Raw genomic sequence first — 20159 nt, forward strand, 5'->3', positions numbered from 1 at the left:
CCCGGATGGTCGGCGTGCCGGGACCGGTTCGAAATTGGAGGCGGTGTGATGACCACCTCCTGTCTGCTGCCCCTGGAGTTAGCTTTTATAGCCAGGGGGTGAAAGGAGGCCCAGCTTCTTTCAGCTAGTTAGCGGCGGTCAGAGCACATTGTTCCCCTACCTAATCCACTGTGCCGGACAAAATCTGCATGGTTCAAGAGGATATTCAGCACTGAACGAAATGAGCCGATGAAGACCCGAAGCGGTACTTGAGTAGAGACGGCCTACGTATGTTCGGGCGAAACAAACACGCCATGTCACAGCAAAAGAAGAAGCCCAAGACGGCTTCCAACGGGTCAGAGGCGCCTCGCCCGAAACTGTCGTTCCTTTCGCTCGAATCTCGTCTCATGTTCGATGCAGCGGCCTCGGCCACAGCGGCCGAGGTCAATCAAGAACAAGTCGCGCAGGAGCAGGCCGAGTCGGCGGTGTCCGCGGAAGGCGGCCGCGAGCCAACCGCGGCAGAGGATGAGTCGCAAGAGGTGCTTCAAGCCATCGCCTCCTACAACCCAGGCGAGACCACGATAGAGGTGGTCTTCGTCGATCCGACCGTGCCCAACTATCGAGAACTCCTGAGCGGGATGAATCCCGATATGGAAGTGATCATGCTCGACGGCGGGCAAGACGGGGTCGAACAGATGACGGCGGCCTTGTCCGGAAGGACCGGCATCGATGCCATTCATGTGATCTCACATGGTGCCGCCGGCACGTTGCAGCTCGGCACGGGCACATTGACCACGGAGTCGATGTCCGGGGAATACGCCGACGAACTCGCGACGATCCAACAAGCGCTTTCAGAGCAGGCCGACATCCTCATTTATGGCTGCGACTTCGCGGAGGGAGAAGTAGGACAGGCCGCCGTCAACCGACTCGCGGCGCTCACCGGCGCCGATGTGCAAGCCAGCAACGATTTCACAGGGCACATGTCTCTCGGCGGTGACTGGGATTTTGAGGTTCGGACCGGCGCGATCGAGGCACGAATTGCGATCGATGTACAGACGCAGGCGAACTGGGTTGGGCTGTTGGCTGCGCCGGTGTTGGATGCCTCAAAAAGTCCCACGTTGAGTTCCATCGGCGAAGACGCCGGCGCGCCGTCGGGAGCGGTGGGAACGCAAGTGTCTTCTCTCGTCGATTTCGCGAGTCCATCGGGTCAAGTGGACAATGTCACCGATGCGGACAGCGGTGCGCAGCTCGGTATTGCAATTACGGGCGCCAATACCAGCAACGGGACATGGTGGTACAGCACGAACAATGGGTCGACCTGGAATGCCCTTGGATCTGTCAGTGATGCCGGCGCTCGCCTCCTGGCCGCCGACGGCAACACCCGTCTCTATTTCCAAGCCAATGCGAATTACACCGGCACCATGAGCGATGCCATTACCCTTCGGGCTTGGGATCGAACGAGCGGAACGAACGGCGGCACCGCCAATCTATCTACGACCTCCACGGCGATTGATCAGTTCAACACGGTCTCTTATTCCAACAATAACGGAACGGTCAATTGGAGTGGCCCTTGGCAGGAGATCGGTGAAAGCGACGGGACCGGCGCTGGGATGGTCATGGTGAACAGTTATGCCGGTCTATCGGGGAACTCGTTGCAGATAGAAACGGACTTCCTATCGCGGGGCGCCGGCCGGTCGATCGATCTGAGCACGGCATCGTCGGCGACTCTGTCATTCGACTATATCCGTCAACATGGTGGCGGAACCAATGGAGTGGTTTCGGTTGAGGTCTATAATGGAAAGACATGGACCACCCTCGATACCCTTCGCATCAATGCGACCGACAGCGCGGCGCAGAGTTACAAAGTCGACATCAGCGCCTACGCCAATGCAAACACGCAAATTCGATTTATCGTCACCGGAAGAGACTCGATGGGTCGGGTGCATGTTGACAATATCCAAGTCGAGTCGACCGGCGTGGGCGGCGGTGCGACCGCTTACAGCAGCGCGAGTGACACGGCAAGTCTAACCGTCACGGCGGTTAACGACGCTCCGGTGTTAGACAATAGTGGCGTCATGACCTTGACGAGCATCACGGAGGATGCCACCAATAATAACGGGCAAACAGTCGCTTCGATTATCGCCAGTGCGGGAGGCGATCGCATTACAGATGCCGACGCCGGGGCTTCGGAAGGAATCGCCATTACGTCCCTCACTAGCGGCAGCGGAACCTGGCAGTACAACACCGGTTCCGGCTGGACGAACATCGGGACCGTGTCCGAATCGTCGGCTCTCTTGCTGCGCGCGACCGATTCGATACGGTTCGTCCCCAACGGCGAACGGGCTGACAGCGGGAGCATCAGTTTCCGCGCCTGGGATCGAACGTCCGGCACGGCCGGGAGCAAGGTCGCCACAGGAACGACGACGACCGTGACGGACCAATTCAACAGTGCCTCGTTCGGCAACAATAACGGAACGCAGAACTGGACAGGCGCCTGGATCGAAACCGATGCGGGCGGGGCGGGAGTGGCGTCCGGCAGCATTCAAATTAGCTCCAATCAGTTGCGTTTTGATGCCGATCGCGTGGGCGACAACATTGCGCGAGAGGTCAATCTCAGCGGCACGACCGGCTCGACCCTGTCATTTTCTTATAATAACACCCTGAGCGGAGCAGACCGGGTCGAAGTGCGAATCTCAAGTAATGGAGGGGCCAATTACACGACGCTGACCAACGGCACATTCTCCGGATCGCTCCAGACCGGAAGCGGGTCCGCCAGTTTCGATATTTCGGCCTACGCCTCTCCGAACACGCGCATTCAGTTTATTGTCACCGGCGTCGGTGGGAACGCTCGGTTCTATGCGGATAATGTGCAGGTGACCTCTACGTCCGTCTCTGCTACCGGCGCGTTCAGCTCCGCCGCAGATACCGCCTCGATTACGGTCACGGCGGTCAACGACGCGCCGGTACTCACTCCTTTTGGTCCCACGACCACGACGACCGAAGGCGCTCCCACTGTTTCGGGAAGAGTGAGCGACTTGTTGCTGTCCAGTATGACGGATGTCGATAGCGGTGCCGTGGAGGGGATCGCCCTGTTCGGCCTCGGAGGTGCCGGTGGAACGCTCGAGTACAGTCTCGACGGCGTGACGTGGTCGAGTGTCGGAAGCGTATCGACAGGCAGTGCCTTGTTGCTCAGGGCCACGGACTATCTTCGCATGACTCCCGATACCGACAACGGCGGGACGCTGCAGGTCGATTACCGAGGCTGGGACCAAACGGCTGGAACAGCCGGGACGAAGGTGGATGTCTCGGTGACCGGCGGAACGACGGCATTCAGCATCGCGAGCGACCGCGCGGTGACCACGATCACGGCGGTCAACGATGCGCCGACCATCACGAGCTTGAGCGGCGACAGTCTGGCGTATAGCGAAGGCGCGGGGGCGGTGGTCATCGAGCAAGGTGGCAATGCGCTGGTGGCCGATGTGGATTCGACGAACCTCGACACCGGCACGTTGACCGTCTCCATCCCGTCCGGGGGGGACAGTGCCGAAGACGTGCTGAGCATCCGCAACCAAGGGACCGGGGCGGGGCAGATCGGGGTGAGCGGCAGCACTGTGACCTATGGCGGTGTGGCCATCGGGACGTTCACCGGTGGCACTGGGGGGAGCAATCTCATCATCACGCTCAACAGCAGCGCCACGCCGACCGCGGTGACGGCGCTGGTGAAAAACATCACATACGAAAATACGGATACGGCATCGCCGACGACGGGCGCGCGAACCATACGCTATGTGCTTACCGATGGGGATGGCGGCACCAGTACCAACTACGACACGACGGTGACGGTCACGGCCGTCAACGATGCGCCGACCGATCTGAGCCTGTCGGCCAATACCGTAGCCGAAAACTCAGCCAATGGCACCGTCGTCGGCACGGTGAGCGGGACGGATGCCGATACCGGCGATACCAAGACCTACTCTTTCACGGACAATGCCGGCGGGCGGTTCGCGATCAACAGTTCAACGGGCCAGATTACCGTGGCCGATGGCAGTCTGCTCAACTACGAAGCGGCGACGAGCCATGGCGTCACGGTGCGTGTGACCGACGCCGGTGGCCTGACCTACGACGAGACCTTTACGATCGCTGTCACCAATGTCAATGAAGCGCCTGTCGCTGCCGACGACCGTGCAGGTCTCCGATTTGACGGTGTGGATGATTTTGTGGATATGGGCAGCGGAGCGACCTACGAGGTCACGGATACCGTTACGATGGAGGCCTGGATCAACCGGGAACCTTCGTCACAAGCCACGCAAATAATCATGAATAAGGAAGGGGAGTACGAGATTGGTTTGGATGTGGATGGGAGTCTGAAATGGGCATTTGCGAATACAAACCCAGGCTGGGCCTGGCATGACACGGGTGTGGTGATCCCGGTGCATACCTGGACCCATATCGCGGTGACCTATGATCATGGAACTATCACGAGTTATGTGGACGGGGTTGCGGTGGAGATCTTCGCCGGATCAGGCACGATCGGCGATGCTCATCCGACCAAAGATACGCTTCGGATTGGTGGTCGCGAGAACAATCCGGCAGACCAGTATTTTTCCGGCCAGATCAGCGAAGCGCAGGTGTGGAATGTGGCGCGAACCGCCGGAGAGATTGCCGGTGACCGTAACGGCAATCTCTCCGGTACAGAAACCGGATTACTAGGCTATTGGAAGTTCAATGAGAATTCCGGGACCAATGCCGATAATCTGGCGGGGAACTCAGACGGCACGCTGGGCGGCGGAACCACCGGCCAAACCCCTCAGTGGTCGACGTATCGTGTCAGCGAGGACAATACCCTTTCGATCGCAGGGCCAGGAGTTTTGGGGAACGACCACGATGTGGACGGCGACGCGTTATCGGCTGTCATTGTCACCGGACCCTCGCATGCCGGCTCGTTCACGCTGAATTCTGACGGCAGCTTCTCATATACGCCGGCCGCGGACTTCTCCGGAACCGATTCCTTTACCTATCGCGTCAGTGACGGAGCTAATTTCTCCAATATTGCTACCGCCTATATTCAGGTAGATTCGGCGAATGATGCCCCGACGGATCTGAGTCTCTCCGCGAACACCGTGGCCGAGAACGCAGCCAACGGGACGGTGGTGGGGACGGTCAGTGGGACGGATGTCGACACGGGTGATACGAAGACCTATTCGTTGACCGACACAGCCGGCGGGCGGTTTGCGATCAACAGTTCCACCGGCCAGATCACGGTGGCCAACGGTAGCTTGCTCAATTACGAGAATGCGGCCAGCCATAGCGTGACCGTGCGGGTGACCGACAGCGGTGGGCTGACCTACGACGAGACGTTCACGATTAATTTGGCCGACATGAATGAAGCGCCGACGGGCACCGACGCCGCGATTACCATCGCCGAAGATAGCTCCTATACCCTGACCACCGGGAACTTCGGCTTCAGCGATGTGGATGCAGGCGACAGTTTGAGTGCCGTACGCATGGATACGATTCCAACCGCCGGCTCCTTGACCCTGTCGGGGGTGGCGGTGACGGCGGGGCAGGTGGTGAGCGTGGTGGACCTCACGGCGGGCAACCTGGTGTTCACGCCCTCCGCCAACGCGACCGGCGCCGGCTATGCGAATCTGACCTTCTCGGTGCGCGATGCCAACAACGCCTACGATGCGGCTCCCAATACGCTCACGTTCAACGTCACGGCGGTCAACGATGCGCCGACTCGCACAGCCGGCACTGTCAGTAATCTCACGGTGTCGGAGGACGCCGGTCTGGCATCTTTAGGCTTGGGAGGGGTGGCCTACAGTCCGGGTGGAGGTGCCGATGAGAGCGCGCAGATATTGACGTATGCCGTCACAGTAGTTCCCTCGGCCGGTGTCGGCGATGTTTTCTTGGCAGATGGCACCACGCGGGTGACCGTTGGGTCCTATACGTTGGCGGATATTCAAGGCATGCAGTTCAAGCCGGCGGCGAACGCCAGCGGGGTCACGGCGTTTCAGTTTAATGTTTATGACTCGGGCGGGACGGCCAACGGCGGGGCCAATACGATCAGCCAGTTTATCCAGATCACCCTGACGGCGGTCAACGATGCGCCGACAATCACCAACTTGAGCGGCGATGGTTTGAGCTATAGCGAAGGCGCGGGCGCGGTGGTCATCGAACAAGGCGGCAATGCGCTGGTCGCCGATGTGGATTCGACCAATCTGGACACCGGCACGTTGACGGTCTCTATTCCGGCCGGGGGCGACAGTGCAGAAGATGTGCTGAGCATCCGCAACCAAGGCACCGGGGCGGGCCAGATTGGGGTGAGCGGCAGCACTGTGACCTATGGCGGTGTGGCCATCGGGACGTTCACCGGTGGCACTGGGGGGAGCAATCTCATCATCACGCTCAACAGCAGCGCCACGCCGACGGCGGTGACGGCGTTGGTCAAAAACATCACATACGAGAATACCGACACGGCAGCGCCAACGACGGGCGCCCGGACTGTCCGGTATGTCCTCACCGATGGAGATGGCGGCACCAGTGCCAACTACGACACCACCGTGACGGTCACGGCGGTCAATGATGCCCCGACCGATCTGAGCCTGTCGGCCAATACCGTAGCCGAAAACTCAGCGAACGGCACCGTGGTCGGGACGGTGAGCGGCACCGATGTGGACACCGGCGACACCAAGACCTACTCGTTCACGGACAATGCCGGCGGGCGCTTTGCGATCAATAGCAGCACGGGCCAGATTACCGTGGCCGATGGCAGCCTGCTGAACTACGAAACGGCGACGAGCCATGGCATCACGGTTCGCGTCACCGACAGCGGCGGGCTGACCTATGATGAGACCTTTACGATCAATCTCACGAACGTGAATGAAGCCCCGACCGGCGCGGACGCTGCGATTACCATTATCGAAGATAGCTCCCATACCCTGACCACCGCGAACTTTGGCTTTAGCGACGTGGATGCGGGGGACAGTTTGAGCGCCGTGCGGATCGATACGCTGCCGGGCGCCGGGAGCTTGACTCTCTCGGGTGTGGTCGTGACGGCGGGCCAGGTCGTCTCTGTGGCGGATATCACGGCGGGGAACTTGGTCTTCACGCCAGTGGCGGATGCGACCGGCACCGGCTATGCGAACCTGACCTTCTCGGTACGCGATGCCAGCAACGCCTACGATGCGGTCCCCAATACCCTCACCTTCGACGTCACGGCGGTGAATGATGCGCCGATCAACACCGTCCCCGGGGCGCAGACGGTCAATGAAGATACCGCCCTCGCGATCAGCGGCGTGAGCGTCAATGACGTCGATGGCAATCTGAGCACTGTGCAACTAGCGGTAGGCAACGGCACGCTGGCTGTGACTCTCTCGGGCGGGGCGACGATCAGCGCGGGGAACAACGGCACGAACAGCCTGACGTTGAGCGGTAACCAAGCGGACATCAACACGACCTTGGCCACCTTGGTCTATCAAGGTACGCCCAACTTTAACGGCAGTGACACGCTGACCGTCACGAGCACCGATGCCAACAGCGGCAGCGACGTGGATACCGTCGCGATCACCGTCACGGCGGTGAACGATCCGACCGTGGTGACGGGGGGCACGAGCGGGATGGGCGACGAAGACACGACTCTGACGGGGACCCTGACGGCGACCGATGTTGAGGGCTTGAGCGACGGCACGGTGTTTACCGTGACCACGAGCGCGACGAACGGGACGGCGAGCATCGATCCGGCGACGGGCCTGTGGAGCTACACCCCGACCGCGGACTTTCACGGGACGGACAACTTCACCGTGACGATTACTGATGATGCGGGCACCAGCATCACCCAAGTGATCAGCGTGACCGTGACACCGGTCGATGATGCGCCAATCTTGAGTGTCAACACCAGCAGCACAGTGACTGAAGGCGGGACCGATACGATTGACAGCAGCGATTTAGTAGTGACGGACATTGAGCAGACCGCCGCGCAGTTGACCTATTCCATCGGAACGGGTCCGGCGTATGGACGGCTGGAGCTCACAACCGCTCCTGGTGTTTCTGCCCTCACCTTCACCCAAGCCGATATTGCCGCGAATCGTCTGGTCTATGTGCACGACGGATCTGAAACCACCAGCGACAGTTTCACGTTTACTGTAAGTGATGGGGTAGGGGGAACACTGGGCGCCACGACCATGACCCTGACGATCACCCCCGTGAATGATACTCCCACCGTTACGAGTGGCGGTGGTGCATCAACTGCGGCGGTCAATGTGGCGGAGAATGTCAGTGCCGTCACGATTGTGACCGGCGCGGATGTGGATCTGCCGGCGCAGACGTTGACCTACGGCCTCAGCGGAGGTGCGGATCAGGCGCGTTTTACGATCAATGCCGTGACGGGTGCGCTGAGTTTCACCTCACCGCCTGATTTTGAAGTGGCTACTGATGTCAATGGCGACAACATCTATGTCGTCCAGATTCAAGTAACTGACAGCCAAGGGGCCAGCACCATACAGACTATTCAGGTGACGGTGATGAATGTGGCAGAAGGAGCTCCGCCCGCACCGCTTCCGCCGCCGGTCCTTCTGCCCACGACTCCGACAGGCTCAACTGGTCCGGGACCTATATCGCCGAGCCCAGCGGAGTCACCTGTACAGACAACCGAGGTCCCAACCACATTCCCAGTGGGGTCAAGCCCTAGCGCGAGTCCACCAGAATTCACTCCGACTGGTGCGATGCCGTCGGAAACGGAACGTCTGAATCCGATCAGGTCCGAGGAACCGAGGAAAACGATCGATTTGGCGAAGGATTCGGTCCCCTTCTACTGGATCGACGAAACCGGTAGGCTGCTCTTGACCGGTACTCCCGTGGAAGCGACTCCGACGCCGGAATTTGAACCAGTCGAGCCATCTCAGTCGGTGAGCGATCTCCTGTTCTCCAAGCTCGATGACATGACGGCCTCGCTGGAGCAGGCGATGGACCTGTCCCAAGAACAACATGCGATTATAGTGCGGATCGCCGCGTTGACGGGGACCACCTTGTCGTCCGGGTTCATCGTATGGACGCTTCGTAGCGGGACTCTGTTGGCGAGCTGTCTGGCGACCATGCCGGTCTGGCGGCACTTCGACCCTCTCCCTGTGTTAGGAGGAAGCGGCAGCGAGCGGGAACGCCGGCGCAAAGAAGCCGAGCGAGATCGGCAAGCAGAAGCCACCGAATTCAAGGGGCTGAAACATGTGCTCGACTCTCCGCCTGACCCCAAGCCCTAACCAGCCGGCCAGAACGGTCTGGACCGGCTCTTCCTCGTTGATCAGTCTGTGCCCTCGCTTCTCGCCGCCCATCACGTTCCTCCAAATACGATCCGGCACAAGTTCCTCCTCGTAGACGTCCCGAATTTTGGTAATCTGTGTCCCAGTGTTCTTGTCTGACGATACAGGGTAAGCTGAGACCATGTCGACTCACACGCTATCTCGATCCGCCTCGTTGGCGAGGCGGCTCTTCCTACCGTTCCTGATCGTCTGTGGAGTGGCGGTCACACTCGTGGGCGGGTATGTCGTGTTTCTTTCAACCAGTTTGGCTCTCCCCAAAAGCGATGAGCATCCGCCGCTGTTGATCTATGGTGCCCCGTTTTTTCTGACGCCGGGGATCCATGCTGTCGATTCAGGATTGCTTGACCACCTGCAACGGTTGGAGTACAAGCCGGCCACCGCGGCGCCGCGGGTCGCCGGTGAGTATTTCACCACCAAGGATTCCATTGAGATTTTTCTCCATGCTCAGGAAGAGCACCGACTTCCCGCGCGATCGGTCCGCTTGAGATTGACCGACGGGATCGTTACCGAGGTGTTGTCCGTGGCCGATGGGCGCCCGCTTTCATTGGTCTCGCTCGAGCCGGTTTTGATCAGCGGGATGCGTTCCGGCTCCCGGCAGGTTCGGGAATGGATTCCGCTGGGTCGTGTCCCTCCCACCCTGATCAAGGCGCTGCTGGTCATCGAGGATCGTCGGTTTTTTTCTCATTTCGGGGTTGATCCCATCGCGATCGGCCGCGCGTTTTGGATCAACCTGACTCGCGGCGTCCTCGTGCAAGGAGGCAGCACGCTTACTCAGCAATTGGCCAAGAACCTCTACTATTCTCCCAAGCGAACCATTGGGCGGAAACTCCGGGAAGTGATGGCCGCGATGGCGCTCGAGTTCAAGTACCGGAAAGAGGAGATTTTAGAGAGCTATGTGAACGAGATCTATCTCGGCCAAGCCGGACCGGTTTCGATCTACGGCGTGCGAGAAGCCGCCCATCGTTATTTCAGCAAGGATCTTGACGACCTGTCGATCGATGAAATCGCGCTGATCATCGGATTGATCAAGGGACCCAATGCCTATTCTCCCGTCAAAAGCGTCGAATCCGCCACGACGCGTCGCAATGTGGTGCTTCGCCGACTGAAGGAAGAGGGGATCTTGCCGGAGGAGGCCGTGGCGCAGGCCATGAATCAGCCTGTAAAGGTCATGCTGAATCAGGATGTCCTCACCGATGCGCCGTACTTCGTCGATCACCTGCTCAGAGAAATCGAGCAGGGGATCGGCATGGACATACCGGATGGGGCGAGAATCCATTCGACCCTTGATCCAAGGGCTCAACGAATCGTTGCGCGGGTGTTGCATGAAGGATTGGCAAAACTTGAAAAAAGCTATCCGGCCCTGGCCGGAGTCGAGCCTCCGCTTCAGGGGGCGGCGGTCGTGCTGGATGTCAAGACCGGTCACGTGCTGGCGATGGTCGGCGGGCGTAACTATCAGCTGAGCCAATTCAATCGCGCGGTGCAGGCGCACCGATCAGCTGGGTCTCTCTTCAAGCCGTTTGTGTATTTAGCCGGATTTGAGGCTGCACGCGATCAAGGTGCGACCGGACTGACTCCGGCGACATTGTTGGTGGATGAACCGGTGACGTTGGAATCCGGCACCGGGTCCTGGTCGCCTCAGAATTACGATCGGCAGTATCGAGGGCCGGTGACGGTCCGAACGGCGCTCGAGCAGTCGTTGAACATTCCCGCCGTTCGGACCGCGCATCGAACCGGCATGACGGCGCTCACGAGTGTGCTACACGCCTTTGGAATTACCACACCGTTGGCGGACGATTTGTCCCTGGCGTTGGGGAGTTCGTCAGTCTCGTTGCTGCAGATCACATCCGCCTATGCCGGGCTCGGCAATGGAGGCGTGGTCATCCATCCGGTCGCGCTGTCCAACATGGTTCGTGAGGGGGGAGAGACCATTTGGAGTCCCCCGCTCGATCGACGCCAGGCGGCAACCCCGCAAGGAGCATTTCTCATGACGTCGTTGTTGAAAGGGGTGGTGGACCGAGGTACCGGAGCCAAAGCGAGAGCGTTGGGAGTGCATGGCCCGGTGGCAGGCAAAACCGGGACCACCGATGGGTATCGGGATGCCTGGTTCATCGGCTATACACCGGAGATGGCGATCGGTGTGTGGGTCGGTTTTGACGATGAACGCCCCCTCACGTTGACCGGCGCCCAGGCCGCCCTTCCGATTTGGAGCGAGCTGGCGCTCCGGCTTATTCCGCGTGATTCTCCGGACTTTGCGGCGCCTGCTGGTGTGGTTCAGCGGAAGATTGATCCCAAAAGCGGACAACTCGCCACGTCGCAATGTCCGGAGAAGCGGGTTGAGTTCTTCATCGCCGGAACGGAGCCGACGGTCTATTGCGAAGTGCATGGAGGCGGGATCTGGGAACGGATGAAGCAGACGTTCGGTTTATCGCAATAGATGAAGAGCCTACCCGAGTGTCGGATTCCACAAACTGTTAGGCGTATCCCTGGTCCTCAGGTACCCTTGGGGAGGATTGGCCTGTATGGAGGAATCCCCATGAAAAAGACAGGGTATGTGGACGACGGCAATATTACGCTGTTGGCAAAAGGCGTTGAGCTCAAAGGGGAAATCAAGGTCGACGGCACCGTGCGGATCGATGGGCGGCTCGATGGCGATGTTCACACGAAGGGGCAAGTCATCGTCGGGGAAGATGGAGTCGTGAAGGGAACCATCCACGCCGATTCACTGATCAGCAGTGGGCGAATCAAAGCCACGGTCACGGCAACCGGCAAGATCCAGCTTCTCAAAACCGCGATTCTGATCGGCGAAGTCCATTGTCCCACGATGCTGATGGAAGAAGGGTCGAAATTTCAGGGGGTCAGCGATATGGGGGTCACAGGCTGGCCCGAAGAAGCCTCTCGACCGCCTAATAATGTTCGCGACATGAATGCGCATCGTGGGAAAGCGATTGCGCTGATCGGAAGGGAAGCCGACTTGTAAGCGCGCTCCCGCCTCTCGCTCGTTGTATCGTCCTCACGTCCGGTGGTCTCGCTCCTTCCATCCCGTTCTTTCCTCTCGTGACAGACGCCGACAGATCTGTTATTTACTCGATACTGCTTCAGAGAGACTGCGACGTTCGCCATGACTCGACAACAGATCTTTTCCATCGTGTTCTTTTTCCTCCTGATCTTGCTCCTCTACCAAATCGGGCTGATGTTCAAACCGTTTGTGTTCTCGGCTCTATGGGCCGGTCTGTTGGCGCATTGGGCCTTCCCGATGCATCTCCGGCTGGCCAAATGGTTCGGCGGGAAGGACGCGTTCTCCGCCGCGATGCTGACCGTCGGCGCGTTGGGGATCGTCGTTGTGCCGTTGGTTGGAATGGGGGTGATGTTGATACGGGAAGCCGGGGCGGCGGAGCAGGAGATCCGAGCATGGATCTCAGCCGGCGGGCTTCAGCGATTGCCGGATCAAGTGGCCGGCATCCCTTTGGTCGGAGGTTGGTTGAAGGCGGCGGTCTCCGGGACCGGCAGTCCCACCTTTTCATTGGAGCAGTCGCTCGTCGGCGGGGTCAAGGAGTTGGGTCAGTTCTTGGTCGGAGGAATGGGGGGCTTGCTGAAAAACACCTTCGCCCTGGTGACGAATTTCTTCATTATGCTGCTCGTGTTGTATTTTCTCTTCAAAGACGGTCAGCAGTGGCTCGCCGTGTTATACGATTTGATCCCGATGGAAGAGTCGCACAAGTCCAAAATCCTGGCGCGGTTGGATCAAACGATTCGGGCGGTGGTGAAAGGGATGCTCGTCACGGCGATCGTTCAGGGGCTTCTGGCGGGGATGGCCTACTGGGCGCTCGATGTGCCGTTTCCGATGGGACTGACCGCGCTGACGACTGTGTTGGCGCCGATCCCGTTCGGCGGAACGGGACTGATATGGGGCCCCGTGACGCTCTACCTATTCTGGATAGGTGAGACCGGGAATGCCCTGATCATGCTGGTGTGGGGAGTCGGCGTGGTGTCGATGGTCGACCAGTTCCTTCGCCCCTGGTTGATCGGCCAAGATGTGCAGATTCCCGTGTTGCTCCTCGTGCTGAGCGTGTTGGGCGGGTTGGCGCTCTATGGGTTGCTTGGGCTTTTCGTCGGCCCGATCCTTATCAGCCTCCTGATGACGGCGGTACAGATCTATCGAGAGGAGTATCACCTCAAGCCGCCGGGCCTCCCCGCAGGTCTGCCCGAAAAGTCTCCGGCTGCTCACTGATTTCTTTCTATCGCGCGACCCACAAGTCAATGGTCAGTAGTCGGTAGTCCTTCATCAATGATCGCGGGCTGATGCAAGGACTATCCGCCCTCCTGCCAATCACGTATGACCAATGACCGCTCTGGTTACTCCAGCGGAATCGTAATAGCGATCCCACCCATCACATCGTTGAGCTTGAAATCTTGCTTCGGGCTTAACGGGTGACTGTTGTGGCACGTGACGCAGGCGGAAGAGACCGCGCGGTCCGGATAGATCGCCTGGAAGTACTGCTTCTTGCCGCTTGACACAACCCCGGTAATCGGTCGGTCAGGCTGTCGTCTGAGCACCTCCAGCGCTTTTCGCTCGAATTCGGTCGCAGGCGCGTTGCGTTGATAGATCGGAGAGAACCCGATGAGCCTATAGCGGATGCCCCGTCCGCTTTCGGCGACCAACCGGCCTGAATGTTGAAGGAACTGAGCCGGCAGCGGGAGCGTGCTGTCCTGTTCCCAATGTTCGGTTGCGGCGACGATGCCTTTCTCCTGCATGCGGTTGACGATGTGCGTCGTGTAGATCGTCCGGTCGGCCTCCAGGACGGCATGCACGTAATCGGTGACTTTTTCCGGAGAGATGCTGCCGATGGGCGGGGTCTCCTTGGCTGCGTGAAGAGAAGCCGCGCCCCAGGATCCCCCTACGAGGAATGCGATGGTTGCGGCTCGGAACGTGGCTCGGACGATGTCCATGGGCCTCCTTCGGAAGACAGGGGAGAGCTGATCGGGAGCGTGACAATGCAGGTGGTCCCTTGGCCTTCGACGCTTTCGATGCGGAGATCGCCCCCGAACTTTCGGATGATCCGCCTGGCCACCGTGAGCCCGAGGCCGGAACCTTCTCCCTGTCCCTTGGTCGTAAAAAACGGATCGAAGATCTTTGACAGGTGCTGTTTGGAGATGCCGGGTCCGGAATCCGCGATCGTCACCGTCACCGTGTGGTCCGACGCGGCAGTCGTCAACCTGAGTGTGCCGGCGCCCTTCATGGCTTGGGCAGCATTGGTCACCAGACTCACCAACGCTTGCCGAAGTTGGTCCGGAAAAACCAACACGGGTGTATGGCCCGCATAGGTTTTGTGGACCGCGACATCTTTCATGTCGACGGTGGTCTGTGCCGTGGCCAGCACTTGGTCCAAGATCTGCTCCACATACACCGGCACGTGCTTGTCGAAGGCCTCGCGGTTCGTGACGCCGGTAAAATCACGAACGATCGTCGCCATGCGACGGCCATGGGCCACGATGTCCCGGGCGCAGGTCTTGATTTGTTCCAAGTCCTGCTCGTCCTGAATCGCTTCCCCCAACCCGATGATTCCGAACAAGGGATTGTTGAGTTCGTGGCCGATTCCGGCGGTGAGGACGCCGAGACTTCCTGTCTTCTCGGCCTGAACCAGCTGGTCTTGTAGGCGGCTCTCATCCGTGGTGTCCCGAAGCACCAGTCCGATGCTGTCTTCTTCCCCTGGCCTCGCGGGCAATCGGAACCATTGGTACTGATAGATGCGGGACCCGATGTGGAGTTCAGCGCGTTGGCCGGCCGATTCGTGATCCGCGCTAGGCATCAGCGGGTCTCTCGGTACTGTCTCGCGATCGGTATCGGTCGCGGCGAACGGGATCACGCCGTTCGTTTGGAACTCCGCTTGAAGCCGTTTCTGAACGGCCGGGTCAAGGGGAAGAATCGTGAACAGGGAAGCTCCCGACATCGGTTCCTGGACGTTGAAAGATTCGCGGGCCGCCTGATTGATGTAGCGCACGACTTCGTGGGCATCGATGAGGAGAATCGGGGTGGGAACGGCGTCCAAGATCTGATCCGTCGACTGCTGGAGGACCTGGACTTCCTGGGTTTTCAACTTGACCTGGTCGGTCAGTCCGGCGAATGCGGCTTTGAGTTGATTGTTCATCCGATTGAATTCATCGGCTAAATCCTCCAATTCGTCGCCCGTGTGGATCCGAATCGGTGTCCGTAATTCACCGCGTCCGATCGACTGCGCGGCCTGTTGCAGTTGCCGCACGGGGGTCACGATGCGGCCGGCGGCGACGTAGCCCAGCGAGGCCAGCAGCACAACGGCGACGGCACCGAATACCGTGACCCAGGTGAACAGATGCTGAATCGGCGCGAAGAGCTCATCGGACGATTGCCAGACGAACGTGTGCCACGACCCATTGTCGACAGAGCCGATAGAGCCGTTGGTCGCCCGGCTTGTTCCCGGAAGAGGGGCAAAGCCGATCACGGAGGTGTCCTGCCCTCCGTGACCGTCGCTCGCGGCTTGCACCCAACCGGGGTGTTGCGGCGTGACGAGCGGGATTAAGTTCGGATCGGACAACGGGACGCCGGTGGGAAGGATCGGGCAGCTGACGACGATGCCGTTGGTATCAATCAGCATGACGTGGCCGGTCTTTCCAAATCGGGTGACCTGAGTCGAGGGAGAGAAGAATTCTTTGGCGTCGATCACGCGGTGCAGCACTCCGACGACTTCATACCGAAGGCTATCCATGACGGGGAGCGAAATGGTGAACACATAGGCGTTCACCTGGTCGTCGAAACGGATATCTTCGATATAGAGTTTCCCCACCGCTTTGTTGAAGGCCCCTTGCCACCAGTGAGTTTTCTGGTGGCGGAACGCCGGATGGTCGGTCATGGTCCCGGCGAGTGTGCCCTGCGCATCGGTCAGGAAGAGCATCTTTGTCGAGGACCGAACCACGTGTGGAAGCGATTGGCCCGGCGCGCTATGGACGCCGGTAAAGTATTCATGGAGCAACGTGCTGAGAGGGTTGTTCATGATGGATTTGACGGCGGCCGCGTCCTTTGCTTTCCACCGCTGTTCGAAATCCGTGAGTGTCGCGGTCGAACTCTTGGAGTCTCCCCGCGCGTCACGCCGTTGCTCCAACGCGCGAATGATCGTCGGGTCATTCGCGATGCGCGCGCTGTGCGCGATTTCTTCGGCCAGGAGGAGATCGAGTTTGCGGGCGGCTTCAGTCGCGAGCGCTTTAAAACTTTCCCCGCTGACTTCCCGGATTTCTTGAGACCCCTGCCAGAATGCCATCCCCAAGCCGACGATCAGCGGGATGACACCGACGAGCAGCATGGAGAGAATGACTTTCGCCTTGAGCCCCCACCTGGTGCCGGACGGCAAGGATGTCGGCGTCTCCGTCACGATTGAGCGCTCCTCTCACCGCCGGCGGACTCACCGGGAAATGTGAGGGTAAAGGTGGAACCTCGTCCGACCTGGCTTTCAACCCCGATGGTGCCGTTCATGTGATGGATCACATTCTTGATATTGTACAAACCCAATCCGGTTCCCTTCCCTGGCGGTTTTGTCGTGAAGAAGGGTTCGAAGATTCGATTCAGGAGCTCCGGGGCGATCCCGCTGCCGGTATCGGAGACACGAACCCGCGTCGCGGCGGCCAGCGCTGTGGTTTCGAGCGTCAAGGTTCCGTGGTGTTCCATGGCCTGCACGGCGTTGGTAATGAGATTGACGAACACATGGAGGAGTTCATCGGGATTTCCCTTGATGACGACGTCCGGCTGATACAGCTTGCGAATTTCGATGTCTTGGAGCGCCACCGCATAGCGGGCGATCTTGAGCGCCTCATCCAACTTACTGTTGACGCCGATCAGGCAGTCTTGCCGCAAGGATGCGCGGCGGGAATAGGACGTCAGGTCTCGGCAAATGGCCGTCGTGCGCTTCACGGCTTCAATGATATCGCGGGCCTGCAGGTGCACGGCTTCCAGGTCCGTTTCGTCCGTGAGATTTTCCGCCAGACCCAGAATCAGCTGGAGCGGATTATTCATGTCATGCGCGATGCCGGCGGCGAACGAGCCGATCCCGGCGAGTTTCTCCGCATGGAGCAACTCGGTCTGTAAGGTCGATTCATGTTGCACCAACAGCCAGAGAAGCCGCGCGGTCTGGCCATTGACCACATCGGTCCCCGCCGGGACCTCTTCCCGAAGCGCCGACTCCATCGCCGGATCACCGGTCACGTCCATCACGAGGTTGAGTTCTTGGCGCTTGACCAAATCGGTGACCCCGTCATAGACCGGCACGTGGAGCTCTTGCGCGCGCGTGAGCCCGGGAGCCGAGGGATTCCGATCGGTGATGCCGACGATCTGAATCGTGCGGATCTGGTGGAGCACATCGAGCAGGGCCATGCCCCCACGCCCCGCCCCGATGATGGCCACTCTCATCAGAGGCGAGGGGGAAGCTGGATCGCTTCCCTGATTCTCGGCTTGCGGATGGGACATGGTCGGCGAGATGATTGTCATGCTGAATCCTCAGGCTGTGGCCCGTTCCCTCAGAGATGGGCCAATTCACGCTGCTCCATGGCACGCGCGACGGACGCTTTCAGTTTCTCGCCCTCTACCGGTTTCACAAGATAATCCACCACGCCTTGTCGTAGTAAGGCCGTGGCCATGTCAGTGTCGGGGAATCCGGTCAGCACAATCAAGGGCACGCGAGGATAATTTTGACGGAAGTAGGCGATCGCTTCGATCCCGTTTACTTTCGGCATTCGAATGTCGCAGATAATGACGTCAAGGAGCAGTCGATTTTCACCGTAGTTGATGGTTTCGATGGCCTTCTCGCCGTTCTCCGCTTCCAAAACATCGTAGCCGGCTTTGTGCAACGTCATGCGGACGACCTTGCGGATATCGGGCTCATCATCCACAACGAGGACGCGCCCGTTGCAGCTCTCCCCTCCCACAAAAAACCCGGACTTGAATTCGCTCATGACGACCTCCTCGGTAAATAGCGGGGTGATATGTTGGCGTTCATACGATGTGCATGCGCAAGGCTGATGCCGGAACATGACGAAGGTGAGCATGAAACAATTCAACGGCTTGCTCGATCAGAGTAGATCGTTGCCGGTGGGCGCCGGCTTAAATGCACCACCAGCATGTGGGAAACCACCACCGAGGATGCACATTGCGTTTCAGAACCAATTTCAGCTAGGGTATTGAAAAGCGAGAGGAGTGGAGGCCGGTGATTACGCCAGATGTGCTGACCGATTATATTCGCAAGTCCCTGCCGGATGCCGTGGTGACGGTGACCGACCGTACGGGAACAATGAATCACCTCAAGGTCGTGATCGTCTCAGAGGGGTTTCATGGGAAAAACCTCTTAGACCGGCATCGAATGATCTATCAAGCGTTAGACGCGCCGATGAAAGACGGACGAATCCATGCGCTCGAATTAACCGCGCGCACCAGAGATGAGGCTTAGGAGGAAACCATGGCCGACCAAATCGAAGAAGAAATTCAAAACGAAGTGAAGGCTCATAAGATTTTGATCTACGGCAAGGGAACCAAGACGATGCCGATGTGCGGGTTCACGAGGGAAACCATGCAATTTTTCGATAAGTATGGGTACCCGTACGAGCTGATCGACGTCCTGTCGCAACCGGCAAAACGAGAAGCGCTGACGAAGATCACCAATTGGCCGACGCTCCCCAAGGTGTTTATCGACGGCACGTTCTATGGAGATACCGACGTCCTCGACCCGATGGCCGCCAAGGGCGAGATCGAACCGCTGCTGAAAAAAGCCTTCGGGAAGTAAGCAGGGCATCCCTGCTAGTCTCTTGCTCCCCGAGCGCGCACACGGGAGCAATAATAATCTACAATTAAGGGCGGTGCTCGCTCGACGGGCGCAGTGAGACCAGCAGGAACGCCCTGCTCAGGGGGGAGGTGTGCGTATCCGTTCCACCCGAGACTTGGAAGAGGAAAAAGAAGAGATGGTTGGAGAAATCTCATGGGAAAGAGCCCCATTCTTCTTACAGCGAGTACGTTGATGGCCGTGCTGGGCTTGGTCGTAAATGCAGGATGTGTTGCGGACCATCAAGGCAATCATATTGTCTGGGAGCACTCGCGGATTGTCGATCTGACCCATTCATTCGGATCAGATACGATCGTCTGGCCGACGGAACAGCGTTTCAAGCTCGTCGTTCAGCATGCAGAGGATACCGCGGGTGGGCATTACTATGCGTCCAATCGCATGGAGCTGCCGGAACATGGCGGCACGCATATCGACGCGCCGGTTCACTTTTCAAGAGGGAAGCAGACGCTGGACCAGATTCCAATCGACCGTCTGGTCGGAGCCGGCGTCCGAATCGATATCACAGGGCAATGTGGTCGCGATCGAGATTACCGCGTGATGATCGCGGATTTCGAACGATGGGAAGCAGGGCATGGGCGAATTCCAAACCAGGCCATCGTCCTATTGAATACAGGCTATGCCCGGTTCTGGCCGAATCGGAAGGACTATCTGGGAACAGAATTGAGAGAGCAAGAAGGGGTGCGGGCGCTGCATTTCCCTGGGCTGCATCCGGAGGCAGCCGCCTGGCTGGTGCGAGAACGGCACGTGAAGGCTGTGGGGATCGATACGGCGTCGATCGACTACGGCCAATCGACGAAGTTCGAGACGCATGTCGCACTGCTTTCCGAGAACGTGCCGGTGTTCGAGAATCTTGCCAATCTGAATGACCTACCGGATCGCGGCTTTGACATTATCGCGCTTCCCATGAAAATTACCGGAGGGACCGGTGGGCCACTGCGGATTATTGCGGTAGTGCCGCGTTCTTAGTCATCGAACTTTCTCTGCTGCAGATTGTAGCGGCTTCCTTCTTCGC

General features: G+C 59.1%; 11 protein-coding genes. 7 read left to right on the plus strand and 4 right to left on the minus strand.

Annotated elements, in window-relative coordinates:
* Positions 1–293: 293 nt before the first annotated feature.
* The 4 genes from COMA2_RS10860 to COMA2_RS10875 all read left to right on the plus strand — a co-directional run bounded on the left by COMA2_RS10860 (position 294) and on the right by COMA2_RS10875 (position 13521).
* Positions 294–9233 carry a tandem-95 repeat protein gene (locus tag COMA2_RS10860; RefSeq protein WP_175304539.1) on the plus strand — a complete coding sequence of 2980 codons (8940 nt, stop codon included), beginning with the start codon at positions 294–296 and terminating at the stop codon, positions 9231–9233.
* 181 nt (positions 9234–9414) lie between these two features.
* Positions 9415–11727, plus strand: a complete 2313-nt coding sequence (locus tag COMA2_RS10865) for a PBP1A family penicillin-binding protein (RefSeq protein WP_090897716.1) — start codon at positions 9415–9417, stop codon at positions 11725–11727.
* 99 nt (positions 11728–11826) lie between these two features.
* A complete protein-coding gene (locus COMA2_RS10870; protein WP_175304540.1) occupies positions 11827–12270 on the plus strand; it encodes a bactofilin family protein in 444 nt (147 codons plus the stop codon).
* A gap of 141 nt (positions 12271–12411) precedes the next feature.
* Entirely contained in the window at positions 12412–13521 is a 1110-nt protein-coding gene (locus tag COMA2_RS10875) for an AI-2E family transporter (protein WP_090897722.1), read from the plus strand.
* A gap of 125 nt (positions 13522–13646) precedes the next feature.
* On the opposite strand, the gene COMA2_RS10880 is transcribed toward COMA2_RS10875, so the two are convergent.
* The 4 genes from COMA2_RS10880 to COMA2_RS10895 are packed head-to-tail and all read right to left on the minus strand — an operon-like array spanning position 13647 to position 18266.
* Positions 13647–14240, minus strand: coding sequence for a Tll0287-like domain-containing protein (locus tag COMA2_RS10880; protein WP_090897724.1), 594 nt, complete (start codon positions 14238–14240; stop codon positions 13647–13649).
* Positions 14189–16693 (minus strand): PAS domain-containing sensor histidine kinase, encoded by a 2505-nt coding sequence (locus COMA2_RS10885; RefSeq protein ID WP_090897727.1) that lies wholly within the window; start codon positions 16691–16693, stop codon positions 14189–14191. The genes COMA2_RS10880 and COMA2_RS10885 overlap by 52 nt, the downstream gene beginning before the upstream one ends.
* A complete protein-coding gene (locus tag COMA2_RS10890; protein WP_090897730.1) occupies positions 16690–17802 on the minus strand; it encodes an ATP-binding protein in 1113 nt (370 codons plus the stop codon). The genes COMA2_RS10885 and COMA2_RS10890 overlap by 4 nt, the downstream gene beginning before the upstream one ends.
* A gap of 29 nt (positions 17803–17831) precedes the next feature.
* The gene (locus COMA2_RS10895; RefSeq protein ID WP_090897810.1) at positions 17832–18266 is read right to left on the minus strand and encodes a response regulator; all 435 of its coding nucleotides are present in this window, start codon (positions 18264–18266) and stop codon (positions 17832–17834) included.
* A 251-nt stretch (positions 18267–18517) separates the two neighbouring features.
* Here COMA2_RS10895 and COMA2_RS10900 point away from each other — a divergent pair, with 251 nt between their 5' ends.
* The 3 genes from COMA2_RS10900 to COMA2_RS10910 all read left to right on the plus strand — a co-directional run bounded on the left by COMA2_RS10900 (position 18518) and on the right by COMA2_RS10910 (position 20113).
* Positions 18518–18757: a BolA/IbaG family iron-sulfur metabolism protein gene (locus COMA2_RS10900; protein WP_090897734.1), complete on the plus strand. Its 240-nt coding sequence runs from the start codon at positions 18518–18520 to the stop codon at positions 18755–18757.
* 9 nt (positions 18758–18766) lie between these two features.
* Positions 18767–19090: a glutaredoxin family protein gene (locus tag COMA2_RS10905; RefSeq protein WP_090897737.1), complete on the plus strand. Its 324-nt coding sequence runs from the start codon at positions 18767–18769 to the stop codon at positions 19088–19090.
* Between the two features lie 192 nt (positions 19091–19282).
* Positions 19283–20113: a cyclase family protein gene (locus COMA2_RS10910; protein WP_217490711.1), complete on the plus strand. Its 831-nt coding sequence runs from the start codon at positions 19283–19285 to the stop codon at positions 20111–20113.
* The last annotated feature ends 46 nt before the right edge of the window (positions 20114–20159 follow it).

The sequence above is a fragment of the Candidatus Nitrospira nitrificans genome, from assembly GCF_001458775.1.
Lineage (GTDB): Bacteria > Nitrospirota > Nitrospiria > Nitrospirales > Nitrospiraceae > Nitrospira_D > Nitrospira_D nitrificans.

Bases quoted from the DNA above. Each gene is read 5' to 3' on its own strand.
- COMA2_RS10860 (WP_175304539.1), top strand. From the start codon at position 294: ATGTCACAGCAAAAGAAGAAGCCCAAGACGGCTTCCAACGGGTCAGAG.
- COMA2_RS10865 (WP_090897716.1), top strand. From the start codon at position 9,415: ATGTCGACTCACACGCTATCTCGATCCGCCTCGTTGGCGAGGCGGCTC.
- COMA2_RS10870 (WP_175304540.1), top strand. From the start codon at position 11,827: ATGAAAAAGACAGGGTATGTGGACGACGGCAATATTACGCTGTTGGCA.
- COMA2_RS10875 (WP_090897722.1), top strand. From the start codon at position 12,412: ATGACTCGACAACAGATCTTTTCCATCGTGTTCTTTTTCCTCCTGATC.
- COMA2_RS10880 (WP_090897724.1), bottom strand. From the start codon at position 14,240: ATGGACATCGTCCGAGCCACGTTCCGAGCCGCAACCATCGCATTCCTC.
- COMA2_RS10890 (WP_090897730.1), bottom strand. From the start codon at position 17,802: ATGACAATCATCTCGCCGACCATGTCCCATCCGCAAGCCGAGAATCAG.
- COMA2_RS10895 (WP_090897810.1), bottom strand. From the start codon at position 18,266: ATGAGCGAATTCAAGTCCGGGTTTTTTGTGGGAGGGGAGAGCTGCAAC.
- COMA2_RS10905 (WP_090897737.1), top strand. From the start codon at position 18,767: ATGGCCGACCAAATCGAAGAAGAAATTCAAAACGAAGTGAAGGCTCAT.
- COMA2_RS10910 (WP_217490711.1), top strand. From the start codon at position 19,283: ATGGGAAAGAGCCCCATTCTTCTTACAGCGAGTACGTTGATGGCCGTG.